Genomic DNA, 16,705 nt, shown 5'->3' with positions numbered 1-16,705 from the left:
GTGCCGGCATGCCGGGCAAGGATGCAGTTTCGCGATGCGTGCGTCCAATATATTATTCACGCTCCACTAGGTCGTAAAATGTATTAATCATGCTGCCTGCCATTCCCGACCTGCGCCAGTTGCGCTATTTCGCGACCGTCGCCGAAGAAAAGCACTTCGGCCGCGCGGCCGCGCGCCTGGCGATGACGCAGCCGCCCTTGTCGCAGGCCATCCGCGCGCTGGAGCAGACGCTCGGTGTGGAGTTGTTCGCGCGCACCAAGCGCTCGGTCGAACTCACCGCGGTGGGCGCCGACCTGCTGCCCGAAGTGCACCGTCTGCTGGCAAGCGCCGAGGGTTTGCGCCCGCTCGCGCAGAGCCTCGCGCGCGGCGAAGTCGGGGTGCTGTCGCTGGCGTTCGTTTCCACTGCGGATTACGGTCTGCTGCCGCTGCTGTTGCGCGATTTCGGCGCGCGTCATCCTCGTGTGCGGCTCGAACTGACCGAAGCCACCAGTGACCGGCAAGTGGATGAACTGATCGCCGGGCGCATCGACGCAGGCCTCGCGATTGCACCGCTGCCGCTGCGTCACGCGGCGCAGCTATCGTGGTTGCCTATTGCTCGCGAGCCGCTGGTCATTGCAATGTCCACGCAAACCTCGGCGCGCCTCGCGAACCCGAATGGCGATGACGCCGACCCTCGATCCGAGTGGCTGGACACGCCGGTCAGCCTGTGCGAACTCGCCCGCGAACCGCTCGTGATCTTCCCGAGACGTCTGGCGCCGGGCTTTTATGACATCATTATGGATTGCTACGGCGTGGCGGGTCTCGTGCCCCGGGTCGGTCAGGAAGCGATCCAGATGCAGACCATCGTCAGCCTCGTCTCGGCCGGCATGGGCGTCGCACTAGTGCCGCAATCGTTGCGTAATCTGCGGCGTACCGGCGTCGTCTACCGGCCGCTTCGCGAGTCCGTGCCGGCGATCGAAACCGGTCTGGTCTGGCGCACGAACGATGTTGGACCAGTGCTGGCCGGATTCATCGAAATCGTGCGGCAGCATGCCGCGGCTGACGCGTTTGACCTGGCGAGCGCTGAGCCACCTTTCGATCCGTAGCAACCGTACTGACCGTTATTCCGCTTCTGAACCTGAACTGCCCATAACAAGACGATGCTCATTCACCCGAATTTCGACCCCATTGCCATTCATCTGGGGCCGCTCGCCGTGCGCTGGTACGGACTGATGTACCTCGTCGCGTTCATTGCGGCGATCGTGGTGGGACGCTTGCGGCTGCGTTTGCCCTACGTGGCCGCTCAAGGCTGGACCGCGAAGGACATCGACGACATGCTGTTCTACGGCGTGCTCGGCACCATTCTCGGCGGCCGCATCGGCTACGTGGTGTTTTACAAGGCGAGCTTCTATCTCGCGCATCCGCTGGACATTTTCAAGGTGTGGGAAGGCGGCATGTCGTTTCACGGCGGCTTTCTCGGCGTGACGCTGGCCATGGTGCTGTTCGCCTGGCAGCGCAAGCGATCGTGGCTGCAGGTCACCGATTTCGTCGCGCCGATGGTGCCCACCGGCCTCGCCGCGGGGCGCCTCGGCAACTTCATCAACGGTGAGTTGTGGGGGCGCGTGACCGATCCGTCGGCGCCGTGGGCGATGATGTTTCCCGGCGCCGCGCCGGACGATGCCGCGTGGCTCGGCACGCATCCGCAACTGGCCGCGCAGTGGCATCTGAACGAGGTGTTCGCGCAATATCACATGCTGCCGCGGCATCCGTCGGAGTTGTATGAAATTGCGCTGGAAGGGGTGGCGCTGTTCTTCCTGCTGTTCTTCTTCTCGCGCAAACCCAAGCCGATGGGCGCGATCTCCGCGATGTTCCTGATCGGTTACGGCCTCGCGCGCTTCACGGTGGAATTCGCCCGCGAGCCCGACGACTATCTCGGCCTGCTGGCCATGGGGCTCTCGATGGGCCAGTGGCTTTCGCTGCCGATGATCCTCGTGGGGATCGGCTTGCTGGTGTGGGCGTATCGACGTGCGCGCCGGCATCCTGCGCAGGCGGTCGGCGCGAGCTGACCCGTTGGGCGCTTTCGTGCGGACCATGTAAAACGCCACGGCATGCCGTGGCGTTTTACATTCTGCAGACTCGAACGAAACACTCGAAGACCGCGCGTTCTAGCGCGATCGGCGAAGCCTCACTTCATCTGCACCGAACCCGACACGTTGACCGTCACCGTGGACGTGCCGCCTTCGATCGGCACGGGCGCCGCGACCTTGGCGTCGGCGCCCATGGCGCGTGCGCTCATCATCATCATCGGGCGCGGCATGGCGCCGTTGTGTCCGACATTCACCTCGCGAATCGAATAGCCGCTGTAGCCGAATGCCTGCGCCGACGAAGCAGCCTGGTCGCGGAACGAGCGGATGGCTTCGCCCGTGAGTTTCTGCTCGGCGGCGCGCTGTGCTTCGGGCGACAGCGAGAATTGCACGTTGCTCACCTGCATGATGGCAGCCACCTGACCGGCGAGCTTCGACGCCGCGGTGAAATCGTGCGATTCGAGCACGATCTCCGTGCGGCCGCGCCATGCGGAGATGCGACCGTCGCGATCGGTGGACGGATAGATCGAGAATGAACCGGTGCGCGCGGTGACGCCGCTTACGCCTTTGGCTTTTTGCAGCGCGGCGTCGGCACGCTGATTCAGCGTCGACGTCAGCACGGCGGGGTCGCTGGCTTCCTGCTCGTAGAACAGCGTGATATCGACGACGTCTTGCGGGACTTCCGCGCTCGCCTGCGCATTCAACGACAGCACGCCGGCGGGCTGATACGGGGCGACGCTTTGCGCGCGCGCCATCGACGGGCTCAACGCGAGCGTGACAGGCGCGGCGCAGGCGAGAGCGAATGCGAGGGCACGTGCGGTGGTTTTTGTCATTCTCGGACTCCTTGCTTCGAAGAGAGGTCCCGGTTGGGGACCATTTGGGAGTCCGTTAGGCGCTTGTAACCTGAGCTTGGTTCCCACGTTTAACGTTTGCGTCCGACGAGCGTATCGACGATGAAGCGCCATTCGGCTTCGGTAACCGGCGTGATGGAAAGCCGGTTGCCTTTGGCGAGCACGCGCATGTCCTGCAACGCTTCGTGTTCCCTTAATGCGGCGAGTGGAATCAGCGGAATCTTCTTCTTGAAGACGACATCGACAAGTAGCCAGCGCGGTGTTTCCGGCGTCGATTTCGGATCGAAGTACGGACTTTTCTTATCGAACTGGGTCGGGTCCGGATAGGCGGTCGAAGAAACTTCCGCAAGCCCGGCGATGCCGGGTTCGGGGCAACTCGAGTGATAGAAGAGCACGCCGTCGCCGACCTGCATCATGTCGCGCATGAAGTTGCGCGCCTGATAGTTGCGCACGCCAGTCCAGGGCAGCGTGTGCTTCGGAGCGTGAGCGAGGTGGTCGATGCTTGCTTCGTCCGGTTCGGACTTCATTAGCCAGTAGCGCATGAATCGGAATGAACGTTGAGGTTGAACAGCGGAATGCAAAACCGAGGCACAAAGAAAAACGGCATCGAACCCAAGGTCCGATGCCGTTTTGAATAAGGTCCCCGCCTTAGCCGCTAGGCCGGCATCCTGAACCGGGGGTTCAGAATTGGTCGCAGTTAGCAGCACTTCGGGTACATCAGACAGAGTGACGCGCACACCCGTGCTACAAATTTCCGCAACCGTGCACATGGCATTGGTTCAAGGAATATACGACCTTGGCGAACCAGGCAGGGAAGCTAAACCGATGATGCTAAAACCGTTGATGCGTGGGTACTGCCGGAGAACTTACTGCATGCTGTATTGCTGAATGACCGTACCCAGTTGTTCGTTCATCTGGTGCATTGTACGCCGGATTTCCTCGGCGGGAAATGCTTCTCCATGCCGTACGCTCGATTGCAGCTTAAGCAGTTCCGATGCCAGCGACAGCGCCGCCATGACTGCAATACGATCCGTGCCGCGCACGTTACTGTTATTGCGAATCTTCGACATTTCGGCGTCGACACGCGCCACGGCTTCGAGTAGCGCGCCTTCTGTTTCGGCCGAACAGGCGAGACGATAGGGCACGCCGAGAATCGATACTTCGATCTGCTTGGTGGTCATGCGTTTTCTCCGTGGCGGGTCGCGTCGCTGCCGGCTTCGACTTCCTGCTGAGCGGGTTCGAGCAGATCGAGTTGATCGACCTGACTCGTCGGCTCGCTGCTCGCGCGAGCGCGCGGCAGTTTTTCGAGAATCGCATTCAGCCGCACCTGGGCATCGTCGATTTTCGCGGATAACGCATCGCGTTCGGCCTGCAGCGCATCGCGTTCTTCGCGCAGCATCGCCAGTTCCGTGCGCGTGGCTTCGGCCTCGGCACGTGAGTGGGCGAGTTGCTCTTCGAGCGCGACACGCGCTTCGTTGTGGCGTTGGCTGATCGCAATCAGCTTGCCGATATTCTGTGAAAGTGTTTCGAGTTCGGTGAGCATCTGCTGCGTCCTCTAAAGACCTGGCATTTTAGCGCCAAATGTCACAGGTTCCGATAATTGTCTCGTTTCGAGACGTAACAACCCGGTTTTCGACGGGCTTTGCAGTGTTCCAATGCAAGATCGGATCGTCTCCGGGCATCGGACAATGCTCTGGTCGAATCGGTCTACGTCGTCGGGATACGAAGCACGGCTCATTCATTTTCGTCTTTCTTGACGCTCCCGGGCACCGCTCCTAAACTGGGCGCACTTTGGTGCCCGCGCGTATTGTCGACGATGCGCGCAGTTAAACGGGAAGCAGGGCGCGTCGCTCGCCAGAGCGTGCCAACCTGCGCTGCCCCCGCAACGGTAAGCGACCGCATTCGTCATGCAGGTCGGTCCCATTCCGATGTTCGTGTTCGAACTAACCGGTGAGATGCCACTGCGCTTCATGCGTGGGAAGGCGGGATCGATGTGTCGCCAGCCCGGATACCGGCCAGAGGGAGAAGCGCATTCGCCGTGGCACGGGCACTGTCACGCGCTTGCGCTTCGTTACGCATCGGCCTGCGGGGAAGCGGGCCGCGCACGCTATCCACAGGACGTTCAACCCATGCTGTTCCCTATCGCCCGCGCGACGCTGGTCGCCTTCGCGGGTCTGCCGCTCGTCGTGCATGCGCAAACCGTTGCGCCTTCGCCGGCGTCCGATCCGGCCGCATCGACACCGTCGCCAGTCGCATCGAGCAACGCGTTGACTCCGATCGTCGTCACCGCAAATCGCGCTCCCCAAGAGCTTGCCGACACCATTCCGCAAACCACGCTGTTCGATCAGCAGGACATTGCCGACACCACCGCGACCGATTTGCCCGGCTTGCTGCAATTCGCACCCGGCGCGCAGATTTCGCGCACCGGCGGGCCGGGTTCGACCGCGAGTCTGTCCTTGCGCGGCGCATCGTCGACCCAATCGCTCGTGTTGATCGACGGCGTGCGCGTCGATTCGGTGAGCCTCGGCAATGCGCAGATTGCGCAGTTGCCGCTCGACCAGATCGATCACGTCGAAGTCGTGAACGGCAACGTCTCGGCGCTGTACGGCTCGGGTGCGATCGGCGGCGTGGTGCAGGTCTTCACGAAAGACGGCGGCGACCATCCGCCGCGTTTCGATTTCTCGGTGGGCTACGGCAGCTATCACACGCAGACGCAGCAGATGGGCTTGAACGGTGCGCTCGACAAGGACGGCAACACGACCTTCAGCGTTTCGCTCGCGCGCTCGAAGGACGACGGTTTTTCGTCGGTCAATCCGCGCGAGGCGCCGCTCGCGAACCCGAATGCGAACGGCTATCTGAACGAGAGCATCTCGGCGTCGCTGCGCCACAAGTTCAACGACCGGTGGGATGCGGGCGTCACGTATCTGCAATCGAACGGCAACGACAGTTACGACAATGCGTACGGCGTGCCGACCGATCTGAACAATCTGTATAGCAAGGTGCGGCAGCTCTCGGCATTCGCGAACGGCAAGCTGACCGACTGGTGGACCACGCACTTCATCGTTGCCGAAGGTGACGACCGCAGCGTGTCCAGCACCAATGGTCTCTATAACGGCCGTTTCGACACGGACAACCGGCAGTACACCTGGCAGAACGATTTCGCGCTGGCCGCGCAGCAGAAACTGCAGGTCGGCTACGAGCATCTAGATCAAAGTCTCGACTCCGACACGTTCGGCGCACCCGAGCGTCACGTGGATTCGGGCTTCGCCGGCTACACCGGCCGGTTCGGCCGCAACCAGTTTCAGGCGAACGTGCGGCACGACCAGTATTCCGATTTCGGCGGCGCGAACAGCTACTATCTCGGCTACGGTTTCGACATCACCTCGCACTGGAAGGCGACTGCAAGCTACTCCGACGCGTTTCGCGCGCCGAGCTTCGACGATCTGTACTATCCGTACAGCGGCAATGCGTCGATCCAGCCGGAGCGCAGTCATTCGATCGAAGCCGCCTTGCAATACGCGTCGAATGCGCTGGGCGTGCTGCGCGTGAGCGCGTTCCAGACCCGCTACTCGAACCTGATCGACTATGCGCAGGCGTCGCCCGGCATCTATCTGGCGGAGAACGTCGGGCATGCCAAGGTGCAAGGTCTGGAAGGCTCGTGGAGTGGACACGTGGGCAAGACCGACGTGCGCGCGTCGTTGACATTGCAGAATCCCGTCGACCTCGATAGCGACACCGACCTCGTGCGACGCGCGCGGCGCTTCGGCACGCTGAGCGTGAATCGCAACCTGGCCGGCTGGCGCGTGGGCGGCGAGTGGATCGTCAGCGGCGCGAGCGAAGACAGCAGCGGCAAACTGGGCGGCTACAGCGTGGTGAATCTGTCGGCCCGCTACAACATCACCAGGGCATGGTACGTGGCCGCGCAAATCCAGAATCTGTTGAACAAGGACTATGAGACGGCCTACTCGTATAACTCGCCGCGACGCGGGGCGTATGTCACCGTCGGCTGGCAGCAGCAGTGACGTCGCGGCGGGCCGGGCGCGGTGGCCGGGATGACGCGTCCCTCGAACCCGTCGCCCTCCCGCGCCAGGCATGCTGCCGGCGTTAACGTCGTCAGCGAGCCTCGCAGCAGCGGTGCGCCACGCATGATGACCGCGCGCCGCGCCGCGTCCATCTGGCTCGTGCTAGGCGCGCTCGCGCTGGCCGTGCTGGTGGCGTCGCTCGCGTTGGGCAGCGTGCCGCTCACGCCCGCACGCGTGCTGGGCGCGCTCATTCCCACGTCGATGCCAACCGGGATGAACACGTCCTCGCAAACCGCGCCGCACGCGTCGAACGAGCTTGCCGGCGAGATCGTGCGCACGTTGCGTCTGCCGCGCGCACTCGCCGGGTTTGCTTGCGGCGCGTTGCTCGCCGTCGCCGGCGCGTTGCTGCAGGTGCTGCTGCGTAATCCGCTAGCCGAACCTTATGTGCTCGGGGTCTCCGGCGGCGCCGCGAGCTTCGCGCTGCTCGCGATGATCGGCGGCTGCGCGTGGTGGCTGGTGGATGCCGGCGCATTCGCGGGTGCGTTCGTGTCGATCCTGCTGGTGCTCGGCCTCGCGCGCCGCGAACTGTGGCGCGGCGTGCCGCAGGACAGCTCACCGCGCCTGCTGCTCACCGGCGCGGTCATCGCGGCGGGTTGGGGCGCGTTCATCACCTTGCTGTTGAATCTGGCGCCCGACGACCGTCTGCGCGGCATGCTGTTCTGGCTGACCGGCGATCTGAGCGGCGCCGCGATGCCATGGGTCGCGCTCGCGGCGCTCGCGGTGGTGCTGGTCACGATCGTGCCGGCCGCACCGCGTCTGAATGTGCTGCTGCGAGGCGACGCCGCCGCGCAGGCGTTGGGCGTGGCGGTGATGTCGTTGCGTCTGCGGGTGTATCTGGTGGCGTCGCTGGCGGCTGCGGCGGCGGTGACGACGGCCGGGACCATCGGCTTCGTCGGACTGGTCGTGCCGCACATGCTGCGGCTCGCGTTCGGCAACGATCAGCGGATGTTGCTGCCCGCGGCCGCGCTCGGCGGCGGCGTCGCGGTGATGGGCGCGGACCTGATCGCGCGCACGGTCGTCGCGCCCGCGCAGTTGCCGGTCGGGGTGATCACGTCGATCGTCGGCGTCCCGGTGTTCCTCTGGATGCTGTTGCGCACCCGCCGATGACCGCTCCCGATAGCCCACACGTTTCTCACGCCGCGCTCAGCGTCGAACAGTTGACCTTGCGGGCCGGCACGCGCACCTTGCTCGACGGCTTCACGCAGCATTTCCAGGCCGGCGAGATGTGGTGTGTTGCCGGTCCGAACGGCGCGGGCAAGACTACGCTGCTCGACACGCTGGCAGGTCTGTCGAAACCGTTCGCGGGCCGCGTCGAGATCGACGGCGTGGCGCTGGCCGACTGGTCGCCTTTGCCGCTCGCCCAGCGCCGCGCGTCGATGCCGCAAAGCGCGCCGGACGCGTTCAGCGCCAGCGTGCTCGACATCGTTACGCTCAACCGCTTTCCGCACCTGAACGGTTGGGGTTGGGAAAGCGACGCGGATCGCGCGGCCGCAGGTGCCGCGCTCGAGCGTCTGGGTCTTGCGGATTTCGCCGCGCGCGACGTGTTGTCGCTGTCGGGCGGCGAGCGTCAGCGTGTGGCGCTCGCGGCGGTGCTGTGTCAGGCCGCGCCGTTGTTGCTGCTCGACGAACCTTTGTCGCACCTGGATCTGCATCATCAGATCGACTGCCTCGACGTGCTCGCCGAGTGGGTGCGTGAAGCCGGACGTACCGTGCTGTTCTCGTGCCACGATCTGAATCTCGCGCGGCGGTTCGCCACGCATGCCTTGCTGCTCGACGGCGCGGGCGGCGCTCACGCGGGCACCGTGCGCGACGTGCTCACACCGGCGCTGACCAGCCGTGCGTTCGGTTATCCGCTGATCCTGATTCGCGACGGCGACCACGAGGCGCTGATTCCCGCGCCGCGCGGAGCTGCCGGTAACCCGCCGCACTAGACGCGCCGGCCAGAAAACTTTTCTCTTTCTCAAAGCTCTTCATGACCTCATCGCCATCCGTGTCGGGCCTGCCCGAAGTCGAAGCGCTCGACCAGACGTTACGCGCCGAACTGCAACACATCATCGATACCAAGACCAAGCCGCCCGGCAGTCTCGGGCGGCTCGAAACGCTCGCGCTGCAAATGGGCCTGATCCAGCGCAGCACGCGTCCCACGGTGCAGCGTCCGGCAATGATCGTGTTCGCCGGCGATCACGGCATCGCGCACGAAGGCGTGAGCCCGTATCCGCAGGCCGTGACCGTGCAGATGGTCGCCAACTTCCTCGCCGGCGGCGCGGCGATCAATGCGCTGAGCCGCGTTGCCGGCATCGAACTCGAAGTCGTGAACGCGGGCGTGGCGACACCGTTGCCGTCGACGGCGGGTCTCGTCGATATTCCGGTCGCCGCCGGCACGCGCAACTTCGCGCACGAAGACGCGATGACCCGCGAGCAGGCGCTCGCCGCGATGCGTGCCGGCGCGGCCCGCGTGCAGCATCACGCGGCGCTCGGCACGAACGTGATCGGCTTCGGCGAGATGGGCATTGCCAACACCTCGGCGGCGGCGTGTCTGATGAGCCGCTTGTGCGGCGTGCCGATCGCGGAATGCGTCGGCCGCGGCACCGGACTCGACGACGCAGGGCTCGCGAAAAAACGCGACGTGCTGGCGGCCGCGCTCGCGCATCACCCGGTCTCGACGGATCCGCTCGACGTGCTGGCCACCTTCGGCGGCTTCGAAATCGCGATGATGGCCGGCGCCTACCTCGCCGCCGCACAAGCGCGGATGACGATTCTGGTCGACGGTTTCATCGCGAGTTCGGCGCTGCTGGTGGCCGACGCGCTCGCGCCGAACGTACGCGACTACTGCGTGTTCGCGCATGCGTCGAACGAGGCGGGACACCGGCGCATGCTCGGTCACTTCGGCGCACAGCCGTTGCTGTCGCTCGACCTGCGTCTGGGCGAAGGCACGGGCGCGGCGCTCGCGGTGCCACTGTTGCGCGCGGCGGCGGCGTTCGTCGACGGGATGGCCAGCTTCGAGTCGGCGGGCGTCGCCAATCGCGATGCGTAATCCGTCGAGCCGCCGCCGAGGCGCGTGTCGCTCGTGAATCCGCTGGCGGAACTGCGCTATTTCTTCACCGCGCTCGGCTATTTCACGCGCGTGCCGGTGCCGCGTTGGGTCGGTTACGAGCCGCATTACCTGAATGCGGCGGCGCGCTATTTTCCGCTGGTCGGCGTGCTGGTCGGCGGCGTCAGCGCGCTGGTGTATCTCGCGGCTTTGCACGTATTTCCGGCGAGCGTGGCCGTGCTGCTCTCGATGGCCGCGTCGCTGCTGATCACAGGCGCGTTTCATGAAGACGGCCTCGCCGATTGCGCCGATGCGTTCGGTGGCGCCTATACACGCGAAAATGTGCTTCGGATCATGCAGGATTCGCGCATCGGTGCATTCGGCGCCATCGCGCTCGTGATCGCGCTGACGCTGAAATGGCAAACGCTCGCCGCATTGCCGCCGATGCGGGCCGCCGCGTTGATGGTCGCCGCGCATGCTGCGAGCCGGGTAGGCGCCATCAGTTATCTGGCGACGCTCGATTACGTGCGAGCCGAGGGCAAGGCCAAGCCGGTCGCGCAGCGACTGCGCGGTTTGGCGTTGGTATGGGCTGCGGTTTCCGGTTTGCCCTGGCTTGGCTGGCCGAATGGCTTCGGCGCGCCGGACTGGCGTTTCGCGGCGACGGTGCTGGTCGTGCTGGTGGTGCTGCGTGTGGCGATGGGTCGTTATTTCGTCCGGCGCATCGGCGGCTATACCGGCGATTGCCTCGGCTTCGCCCAGCAGATTTTCGAATTGAGCATCTACCTCGTGGGGCTCGCATGGATATCGTCCTGATCCGTCATCCCGCTGTCGCAGTCGATACCGGTGTTTGCTATGGCCACAGCGACGTCGCGCTTGCCGAGGACGTCGAGGCGTCCTCCGCGACCCTCGCGGTGAAACTCGCGACCTTGCAGGTGCCCGCGCCACGCGTGCTGATGTCGAGCCCGCTGACCCGTTGCTCGGCCCTGGCCGCGTCGCTGGCGAACGATTTCGGCTGCGCGCTCAGTCACGACGATCGTCTGAAGGAAATGGATTTCGGCGCGTGGGAACAGCAGCGCTGGGACGCGATCGACCGCACGCTGCTCGACGACTGGGCCGCCGACTTCAAGCACGCGCGCGCGCATGGCGGCGAAAGCGTCACGCAATTCGTCGAGCGGGTTCAGACCTGGTTCGACGCGTTCGCGCAAACCCGCGAATTGACGCCGGCGTACGTGGTGACGCACGCGGGCGTGATGCGGGCGATCGCCTCGCTGGTGCTGGAGGTGTCGCTGGAACGCTGTCTGCGCTGGTCGCTCGATATGACGGGCATTGTCTGGCTGCGCCGGGAGGGCGAGGCACAGCAGTGGTCGCTCGTGCGGTGGAATGCGTAGGCGCGCGGCAGCGTCGTTGTGAATGTCAACAAGTGGCGCAATTAGGCGCGAGGCTCGCTAATTGCGCCACTTTTTTGTCTTATCTCTGTCGAAAGGTCCTATTCGCGCCACTTTTTCGCGATGAGTGGCGCGAATAGCGCTATTTGTGCCACAATTTCCTCTGGAAAGTGGCGCGATTAGGGTTAATCGCGCCACTTCGAGTGAAAGGGGTGGCGCGAATGAACCACAGTGGCATCGACCGGGAACTGGACCTGATTGGGCAACTCGTCGCTGCAAGCGGCGAGGGGCAAAGCATTCGCGCACTGGCCACGGCGCTGGCCGAGCGCCGTCATCCCATGCCGCGGCGCACGCTTCAGCGGCGACTCGACACGCTGCTCGCCGCCGGCCGGATCGTGTCCCGAGGTGGCGGCCGGGCCGTCGTCTATACCCGTGCGGCCGTGCCGGACACCACCGCGGCGGCCGCGCCGAACCTGCCCGTCGATACCGGCGGCGAGGCCTACGTGCCGGTGTCGAGCGGTGGCCTCGAAGTGCGCGCCGACGTAAACCGGCCGCTGCACGAGCGCCGGCCGGTCGGCTACAACCGGGCGTTTCTGGAAAACTACCGGCCGAATCAGGACGCTTACCTCTCCGCAGCGCAGCGCGAACGGCTTCACGAGTGGGGCCGCACTCGCGCGGACGCGCGTCCTGCCGGCACGTACGCGCGCGACATCATGGGCCGGTTGCTGATCGATCTGTCGTGGGCATCGTCGCGGCTGGAGGGCAACACCTACTCCCGCCTCGACACCGTGCGGTTGATCGAGCAGGGGCACATCGCGGAGGGCAAGGACGCCCACGAAACGCAGATGATCCTGAACCACAAGGCGGCGATCGAGATGATCGTGGAGAGCGCCGACGAGGTGGGTTTCAACCGGTTCACCGTGCTGAATCTGCACGCCATTCTTTCCGACAACCTGATGTCCGACCCCACCGCGAGCGGTCGTTTGCGCGTGCGCGAAGTGGAGATCAGCGGCACGGTGTTTTTCCCGCTGGCGGTGCCGCAGCAGATTGCCGAATGTTTCGAAGAGGTGTTGAACAAGGCCGCGCAAATCGACGATCCGTTCGAGCAGGCTTTTTTCGGCATGGTTCACTTGCCGTATCTGCAGCCGTTCGAAGACGTCAACAAGCGGGTCTCCCGGCTCACCGCCAATATTCCGCTGGTGCGTGAGAACCTGTGTCCGCTGTCGTTCGTCGACGTGCCCGAAAAAGCGTATATCGAAGGCACGCTCGGCGTGTACGAAGCGAATCGCGTCGATCTGCTGCGCGACGTGTTCATCTGGGCGTATGAGCGCTCGTGTCAGCGCTATCTGGCAATTCGCCAGTCGCTCGGCGAGCCGGATGCTTTCCGGCTCAAGTACCGCAACGCGGTGATGCAGGTGGTGCAGGAGGTCGTGCGCGGCGAGCGGGCCGGCACGCGCAGCGAGGTCGAAACCCTGGCCAGGAGTCTGGTGAGTCCGGCCGATCTTGCGACCTTCGTCGACGCGATTCAATCCGACCTCGATCATCTCCATCTGGGCAATGTCGCGCGTTATCGGCTCAGGCTTTCCGAGTTCGAACGCTGGCCGTTCAAGCGGGCGGACCGGGTGGCGGGTTGAAGCCGGGCGTTTCCGCTGGCGTCATGGCGCAGCCGGTTTGCGGCGCGAGCGCGCCAGGTCCAGATCCTCGCAGAGTTGCTTCGCACCCTGCGCGATACGCGGCGCCGGGCGATTGATCAGGTCGCCGTCGATCGCGAACAGATTGTCGTTCGCCACCGCCGTGAGGCTCGCCCACGCGCGCCATGTGCCGAGTTGCGGCAGCGTGCTGTCCGGGCGGGTTGCGCCGGGCGCGGCCGTGACGATCGCTTCCGGGTTCGCCGCAAGCACGGCTTCGGTCGAGATCGTCGGCACCAGCGGCGTCAGTGTCGCGAACACATTGCGACCGCCGCACAGCGCGATGACGTCGCTGATCATGTGCTCGCCGTTGAGCGTCATCAGCGGCCGATCCCATACCTGATAGAACACGCCGACCGGCGCCCGGCTCGCATACTTCGCGCGCAGTTGCGCGATGTCCTGGCGGTACGCGGCGGCCGCCGCATCCGCCGCCGCCGATGTGCCGAGCAGTTGGCCGAGGCGCGTCAACGACACGGCGACATCGTCCAGACGATGCGGCTCGCTGAAGTAGAGCGGCACGTGCAACTCGCGCAGGCGGTCGAGTTGCCGCTGCGCATTGCCATGCCGCCAGACGACGATCAGATCGGGTTTTAGCGCGACGATGCGCTCGAGGTCGAGCGCCTTGTTGTCGCCGACGCGAGGAAGCTGCTGCGCTTGCGGCGGGTAGTCGCTGTAGGCCACCGCGCCGACCATTTTTGCGCCGCCGCCCGCCGCGTACAGCAGTTCGGTGACGTGCGGCGCGAGGCTGATTACGCGTTGAGGGGGCGCGGCGAGCGTCACGGTGGCACCGGTGTCGTCGGTGACGGTGATCGCGGCGTGGGCGCAGCAGGTGGCCGCGATGCCGGCAAAGGTAAGAGCCAGGCGGGCCATCTGAGCCATGCGGGCGAGTTGGATCATCGGGCTGGAGCGACGAAGATATTGAAAAGGTCGGGTAGAAGCCATCGTCCGCCGCGTCACCGGATCGCGCGAACGGCTTCGCTCAACGCCTGCTCGAAGCGGGTCCATTCGTGGGCGTGCGCGGGCAGCCCGAAACGCACGCTGCCGGTCGCGGCGAACAGCCGTGTCCATACACCCTGGCGCGCCAGTGCTTCATGTAGCGCGGCGGCGCGTGCATCGTCCGTCCAGGCAAACAATGCCGTGCTGCGGGTCGCAAAACCGTGTGCCCGCAACAGCGTCACGAGACGCGCGCTGTCGGTGGCGAGCCGTGCGCGCGTTTGCCGTTGCCACGGCTCGTCGGCGAAAGCCGCTGTGACCGCGTGACGCGCTGGACCGCCGACGGTCCACGCGCCCAGCATGCCGCGCAAGGCCGCGAGCAAACCTGGCTCGGCGAGCACGAAGCCCGCGCGTACGCCGGCAAGTCCGAAGAACTTCCCCGGCGAGCGCAGCACGACCAATCCGGCGCGCTCGACGCTTGCCGCGAGCGAGCCATTGGCGGACGCATCGACAGCCGCATCCGCGAACGCTTCGTCCACCAGCAGGCTGCCGCCGCGCGCGCTCAGTTGCGCATGCCATTGCAGGAGTTTCGCGGCGCCTAGATGCTCGGCAGTCGGATTGTTCGGATTCACGATCACGACATGCGTGAGCGCCTCGGGAAGACGTTGCATCGACACGTCGAGCGGCGTCGTCTCGTGGCCCGCGCGTTCGAACGCGGGCGCGTACTCGCTATAAGTGAGCGGCGCGATGCCGACGCGCCCGGCGGGCAACAACGAAGGCAGCGTGCGGATCGCCGCCTGGCTGCCGGCTACCGGCAGCACATGCGCCGCGTCCGGCGCGCCGTAGTAGCGTGCCGCGCAGGCGGCGAAGCCATCGCCATCGTCGGGCAGACGGCGCCATGCGTCGGCGGGCACCGGCGGCACCGGATAACCGTGCGGGTTGATCCCCGTCGACAGATCGAGCCACGCTTCGTACGCGATGCCATAGCGTCCCGCCGCTTCGTGCAGATTGCCGCCATGCACGACCGCGACGGCAGACTCTGCACGCTCCGCCTTCGCCGGTATTCGATCAGACATGAAACGGCACACTCAGCAAAGCCAGCACGATCAGCACTGCGAGCCACAGCACGATGGTCCGTTCGACCAGCAGCAGCGCAGCCGTGATATGGCTGGACTGCGCGGCATGCCCGAACCCGAGTGTCGGCCGGTGTTCGAGCGCACCGTGATAAATCGCCGGACCGCCTAGCAGGACGTTCAGACTGCCGGCGCCCGCGGCCATCACCGGGCCGGCGTTCGGGCTGTCCCAGCGCGGCGCCTGTTCGCGCCAGCAGCGCCAGGCCGTGCGAGTGTCGCCGAGCAGCGCGTAGCTCGCGGCAGTGAGGCGAGCGGGAATCCAGTTGAGCGCGTCGTCCAGACGCGCGGCGGCCCAGCCGAAGCGCAGATAGCGCGGCGTGCGATAGCCCCACATGGCGTCGAGCGTATTCGCGAGACGAAAGCCCAATGCGCCCGGACCGCCCGCAATTGCGAACCAGAAGAGCGCGCCGAAAATCGCATCGTTGCCGTTTTCCAGGGCGGATTCGACGGCGGCGCGCGACAGCGCGGTTTCATCCGCATGGGCGGTTTCGCGCGAGACGATTCGCGACGTGAGTTCGCGTGCGCGGGGCAGATCGCGTTGCGCGAGCGCCTGCGCGATGGGCGCGATGTGGTCGTGCAGACTGCGCGCGCCGAGTGCGAACCACAGCAACGCGACATGCACGGCGCAGGCCGCGAAGAACGGCAGCACGTCCACGAGCCACCATGCGACCAGCACCGGCGGCATGACCGCCAGCGACCAGGCGAGCAGGCCTTTGAGGCGCAGGCGACGGCCGGTGTTGTAGCGCGCTTCGAGCCGCTTCGCCCACTTGCCGAAACCCACCAATGGATGCGCGGTGCGCGGCTCGCCGAGCCAGCGGTCGACGGCGACGCCAGCCGTCGCCAGCGTCACGATGAGCGGTAGCGTGAGCGTCACGGGCGGCCTGCGTCGGTCGGGCCGGCAGCCTGCGCCGGTTGGGTCGGGTGAATCGCGTGAATCGCGTGATCGGGGATTTTCAGCGCGAGGGGCAAGCCGGCGACCATCATCGTCGCGGCGGTGCTCAACGCGGCGATGCGCTGATTGAGGCGGCCGAGTTCATCGACGTATTGCCGCGTGGCCGCGCCCAGCGGCACCACGCCCAAGCCAATTTCGTTGCTGACCACGATGATCTTGCCGCGCGCGTTGCCGAGCGCCGTTTCGAGCGCGATATGGCAGGCCCGATAGCGGCCCAAGGGCAACGCTTCGCCCCCGGCGGGACATAGCAGGTTGGCGAGCCAGAGCGTCAGACAGTCGATCAGCAGGCAATGCCCAGGTGCGTCGAGTTGCGCAATCACGTCGGCCAGTTCGACGCCCGCTTCGTGCAATTGCCAATGGGCGGGACGCCGTTCGCGATGCAGCGCGATGCGTTCGGCGAACTCGGCGTCTTCGGTGACGCGCGCGGTGGCGATATAGGTGACCGGCAGGCCGCTGCGGTTCGCGAGTTGTTCGGCGTAGAGGCTCTTGCCCGAACGGGCGCCGCCGAGTACGAAGGTGAGGTCGCGGAAAGTCATCGCGTGATTGTACCGGCGCACGGAGCGGCCCGGCACGATGGGATAATGCCG

The 16,705-nt window shown here is 65.5% G+C and carries 17 protein-coding genes, 1 other RNA gene and 1 riboswitch; of the genes, 9 read left to right on the top strand and 9 right to left on the bottom strand.

What is annotated here, in order from left to right; genetic code table 11:
• The first annotated feature begins 89 nt into the window (after positions 1-89).
• Entirely contained in the window at positions 90-1,085 is a 996-nt protein-coding gene (locus FQ746_RS08400; protein ID WP_144108481.1) for a LysR family transcriptional regulator, read from the top strand.
• 54 nt (positions 1,086-1,139) lie between these two features.
• Positions 1,140-2,045 (top strand): prolipoprotein diacylglyceryl transferase, encoded by a 906-nt coding sequence (gene lgt / locus FQ746_RS08395; protein ID WP_144108480.1) that lies wholly within the window; start codon positions 1,140-1,142, stop codon positions 2,043-2,045.
• 119 nt (positions 2,046-2,164) lie between these two features.
• Here the strand turns inward: lgt and FQ746_RS08390 are convergent, their stop codons facing one another.
• From FQ746_RS08390 to FQ746_RS08370, 5 genes are all read right to left on the bottom strand, one after another.
• Positions 2,165-2,896 (bottom strand): SIMPL domain-containing protein, encoded by a 732-nt coding sequence (locus FQ746_RS08390; protein WP_144108479.1) that lies wholly within the window; start codon positions 2,894-2,896, stop codon positions 2,165-2,167.
• An 89-nt stretch (positions 2,897-2,985) separates the two neighbouring features.
• Positions 2,986-3,456, bottom strand: coding sequence for an EVE domain-containing protein (locus FQ746_RS08385; protein ID WP_144108478.1), 471 nt, complete (start codon positions 3,454-3,456; stop codon positions 2,986-2,988).
• 94 nt (positions 3,457-3,550) lie between these two features.
• Positions 3,551-3,732, bottom strand: a non-coding RNA gene (gene ssrS, locus FQ746_RS08380) — 6S RNA.
• 48 nt (positions 3,733-3,780) lie between these two features.
• Positions 3,781-4,095, bottom strand: a complete 315-nt coding sequence (locus FQ746_RS08375; RefSeq protein WP_144108477.1) for a cell division protein ZapA — start codon at positions 4,093-4,095, stop codon at positions 3,781-3,783.
• Positions 4,092-4,457, bottom strand: a complete 366-nt coding sequence (locus FQ746_RS08370) for an ATPase (RefSeq protein WP_144108476.1) — start codon at positions 4,455-4,457, stop codon at positions 4,092-4,094. Before FQ746_RS08370 ends, FQ746_RS08375 begins: the two co-directional genes overlap by 4 nt.
• Positions 4,458-4,689: 232 nt before the next feature.
• Positions 4,690-4,949: riboswitch (cobalamin riboswitch) on the top strand.
• Between the two features lie 94 nt (positions 4,950-5,043).
• Here FQ746_RS08370 and FQ746_RS08365 point away from each other — a divergent pair.
• From FQ746_RS08365 to FQ746_RS08335, 7 genes are all read left to right on the top strand, one after another.
• The gene (locus tag FQ746_RS08365) at positions 5,044-6,936 is read left to right on the top strand and encodes a TonB-dependent receptor plug domain-containing protein (protein WP_144108475.1); all 1,893 of its coding nucleotides are present in this window, start codon (positions 5,044-5,046) and stop codon (positions 6,934-6,936) included.
• Between the two features lie 126 nt (positions 6,937-7,062).
• Positions 7,063-8,103 (top strand): FecCD family ABC transporter permease, encoded by a 1,041-nt coding sequence (locus tag FQ746_RS08360; RefSeq protein WP_409932387.1) that lies wholly within the window; start codon positions 7,063-7,065, stop codon positions 8,101-8,103.
• Entirely contained in the window at positions 8,100-8,927 is an 828-nt protein-coding gene (locus FQ746_RS08355; protein ID WP_144108473.1) for an ABC transporter ATP-binding protein, read from the top strand. Before FQ746_RS08360 ends, FQ746_RS08355 begins: the two co-directional genes overlap by 4 nt.
• Positions 8,928-8,968: 41 nt before the next feature.
• Positions 8,969-10,030 carry a nicotinate-nucleotide--dimethylbenzimidazole phosphoribosyltransferase gene (cobT, locus tag FQ746_RS08350; RefSeq protein ID WP_144108472.1) on the top strand — a complete coding sequence of 354 codons (1,062 nt, stop codon included), beginning with the start codon at positions 8,969-8,971 and terminating at the stop codon, positions 10,028-10,030.
• 33 nt (positions 10,031-10,063) lie between these two features.
• The gene (locus tag FQ746_RS08345; protein ID WP_144108599.1) at positions 10,064-10,840 is read left to right on the top strand and encodes an adenosylcobinamide-GDP ribazoletransferase; all 777 of its coding nucleotides are present in this window, start codon (positions 10,064-10,066) and stop codon (positions 10,838-10,840) included.
• Positions 10,825-11,415, top strand: coding sequence for an alpha-ribazole phosphatase (gene cobC / locus FQ746_RS08340; protein ID WP_144108471.1), 591 nt, complete (start codon positions 10,825-10,827; stop codon positions 11,413-11,415). Before FQ746_RS08345 ends, cobC begins: the two co-directional genes overlap by 16 nt.
• Positions 11,416-11,633: 218 nt before the next feature.
• On the top strand, positions 11,634-13,046 hold the full coding sequence (locus FQ746_RS08335; RefSeq protein WP_222105860.1) for a Fic family protein: 1,413 nt from the start codon (positions 11,634-11,636) through the stop codon (positions 13,044-13,046).
• Between the two features lie 21 nt (positions 13,047-13,067).
• On the opposite strand, the gene FQ746_RS08330 is transcribed toward FQ746_RS08335, so the two are convergent.
• From FQ746_RS08330 to cobU, 4 genes are all read right to left on the bottom strand, one after another.
• Complete coding sequence (locus FQ746_RS08330; protein WP_144108470.1) at positions 13,068-13,979, bottom strand: cobalamin-binding protein; 912 nt, start codon at positions 13,977-13,979, stop codon at positions 13,068-13,070.
• 74 nt (positions 13,980-14,053) lie between these two features.
• Positions 14,054-15,109, bottom strand: a complete 1,056-nt coding sequence (gene cobD / locus FQ746_RS08325) for a threonine-phosphate decarboxylase CobD (protein WP_144108469.1) — start codon at positions 15,107-15,109, stop codon at positions 14,054-14,056.
• Entirely contained in the window at positions 15,102-16,040 is a 939-nt protein-coding gene (gene cbiB, locus FQ746_RS08320; protein WP_144108468.1) for an adenosylcobinamide-phosphate synthase CbiB, read from the bottom strand. Before cbiB ends, cobD begins: the two co-directional genes overlap by 8 nt.
• The gene (cobU, locus tag FQ746_RS08315) at positions 16,037-16,654 is read right to left on the bottom strand and encodes a bifunctional adenosylcobinamide kinase/adenosylcobinamide-phosphate guanylyltransferase (RefSeq protein WP_144108467.1); all 618 of its coding nucleotides are present in this window, start codon (positions 16,652-16,654) and stop codon (positions 16,037-16,039) included. The genes cbiB and cobU overlap by 4 nt, the downstream gene beginning before the upstream one ends.
• Positions 16,655-16,705 lie beyond the last annotated feature (51 nt).

This window comes from Paraburkholderia sp. BCC1886 (assembly GCF_900996245.1).
Taxonomy (GTDB): domain Bacteria; phylum Pseudomonadota; class Gammaproteobacteria; order Burkholderiales; family Burkholderiaceae; genus Paraburkholderia.
Note: the sequence above shows the minus strand (reverse complement) of the source record. Positions and strands in the feature narration are given on the sequence as shown.

Coding starts and splice junctions, on each gene's coding strand:
- FQ746_RS08400 (WP_144108481.1), top strand. CDS start 90: ATGCTGCCTGCCATTCCCGACCTGCGCCAGTTGCGCTATTTCGCGACC.
- lgt (WP_144108480.1), top strand. CDS start 1,140: ATGCTCATTCACCCGAATTTCGACCCCATTGCCATTCATCTGGGGCCG.
- FQ746_RS08390 (WP_144108479.1), bottom strand. CDS start 2,896: ATGACAAAAACCACCGCACGTGCCCTCGCATTCGCTCTCGCCTGCGCC.
- FQ746_RS08385 (WP_144108478.1), bottom strand. CDS start 3,456: ATGCGCTACTGGCTAATGAAGTCCGAACCGGACGAAGCAAGCATCGAC.
- FQ746_RS08375 (WP_144108477.1), bottom strand. CDS start 4,095: ATGACCACCAAGCAGATCGAAGTATCGATTCTCGGCGTGCCCTATCGT.
- FQ746_RS08370 (WP_144108476.1), bottom strand. CDS start 4,457: ATGCTCACCGAACTCGAAACACTTTCACAGAATATCGGCAAGCTGATT.
- FQ746_RS08365 (WP_144108475.1), top strand. CDS start 5,044: ATGCTGTTCCCTATCGCCCGCGCGACGCTGGTCGCCTTCGCGGGTCTG.
- FQ746_RS08360 (WP_409932387.1), top strand. CDS start 7,063: ATGACCGCGCGCCGCGCCGCGTCCATCTGGCTCGTGCTAGGCGCGCTC.
- FQ746_RS08355 (WP_144108473.1), top strand. CDS start 8,100: ATGACCGCTCCCGATAGCCCACACGTTTCTCACGCCGCGCTCAGCGTC.
- cobT (WP_144108472.1), top strand. CDS start 8,969: ATGACCTCATCGCCATCCGTGTCGGGCCTGCCCGAAGTCGAAGCGCTC.
- cobC (WP_144108471.1), top strand. CDS start 10,825: ATGGATATCGTCCTGATCCGTCATCCCGCTGTCGCAGTCGATACCGGT.
- FQ746_RS08335 (WP_222105860.1), top strand. CDS start 11,634: ATGAACCACAGTGGCATCGACCGGGAACTGGACCTGATTGGGCAACTC.
- FQ746_RS08330 (WP_144108470.1), bottom strand. CDS start 13,979: ATGGCTCAGATGGCCCGCCTGGCTCTTACCTTTGCCGGCATCGCGGCC.
- cobD (WP_144108469.1), bottom strand. CDS start 15,109: ATGTCTGATCGAATACCGGCGAAGGCGGAGCGTGCAGAGTCTGCCGTC.
- cobU (WP_144108467.1), bottom strand. CDS start 16,654: ATGACTTTCCGCGACCTCACCTTCGTACTCGGCGGCGCCCGTTCGGGC.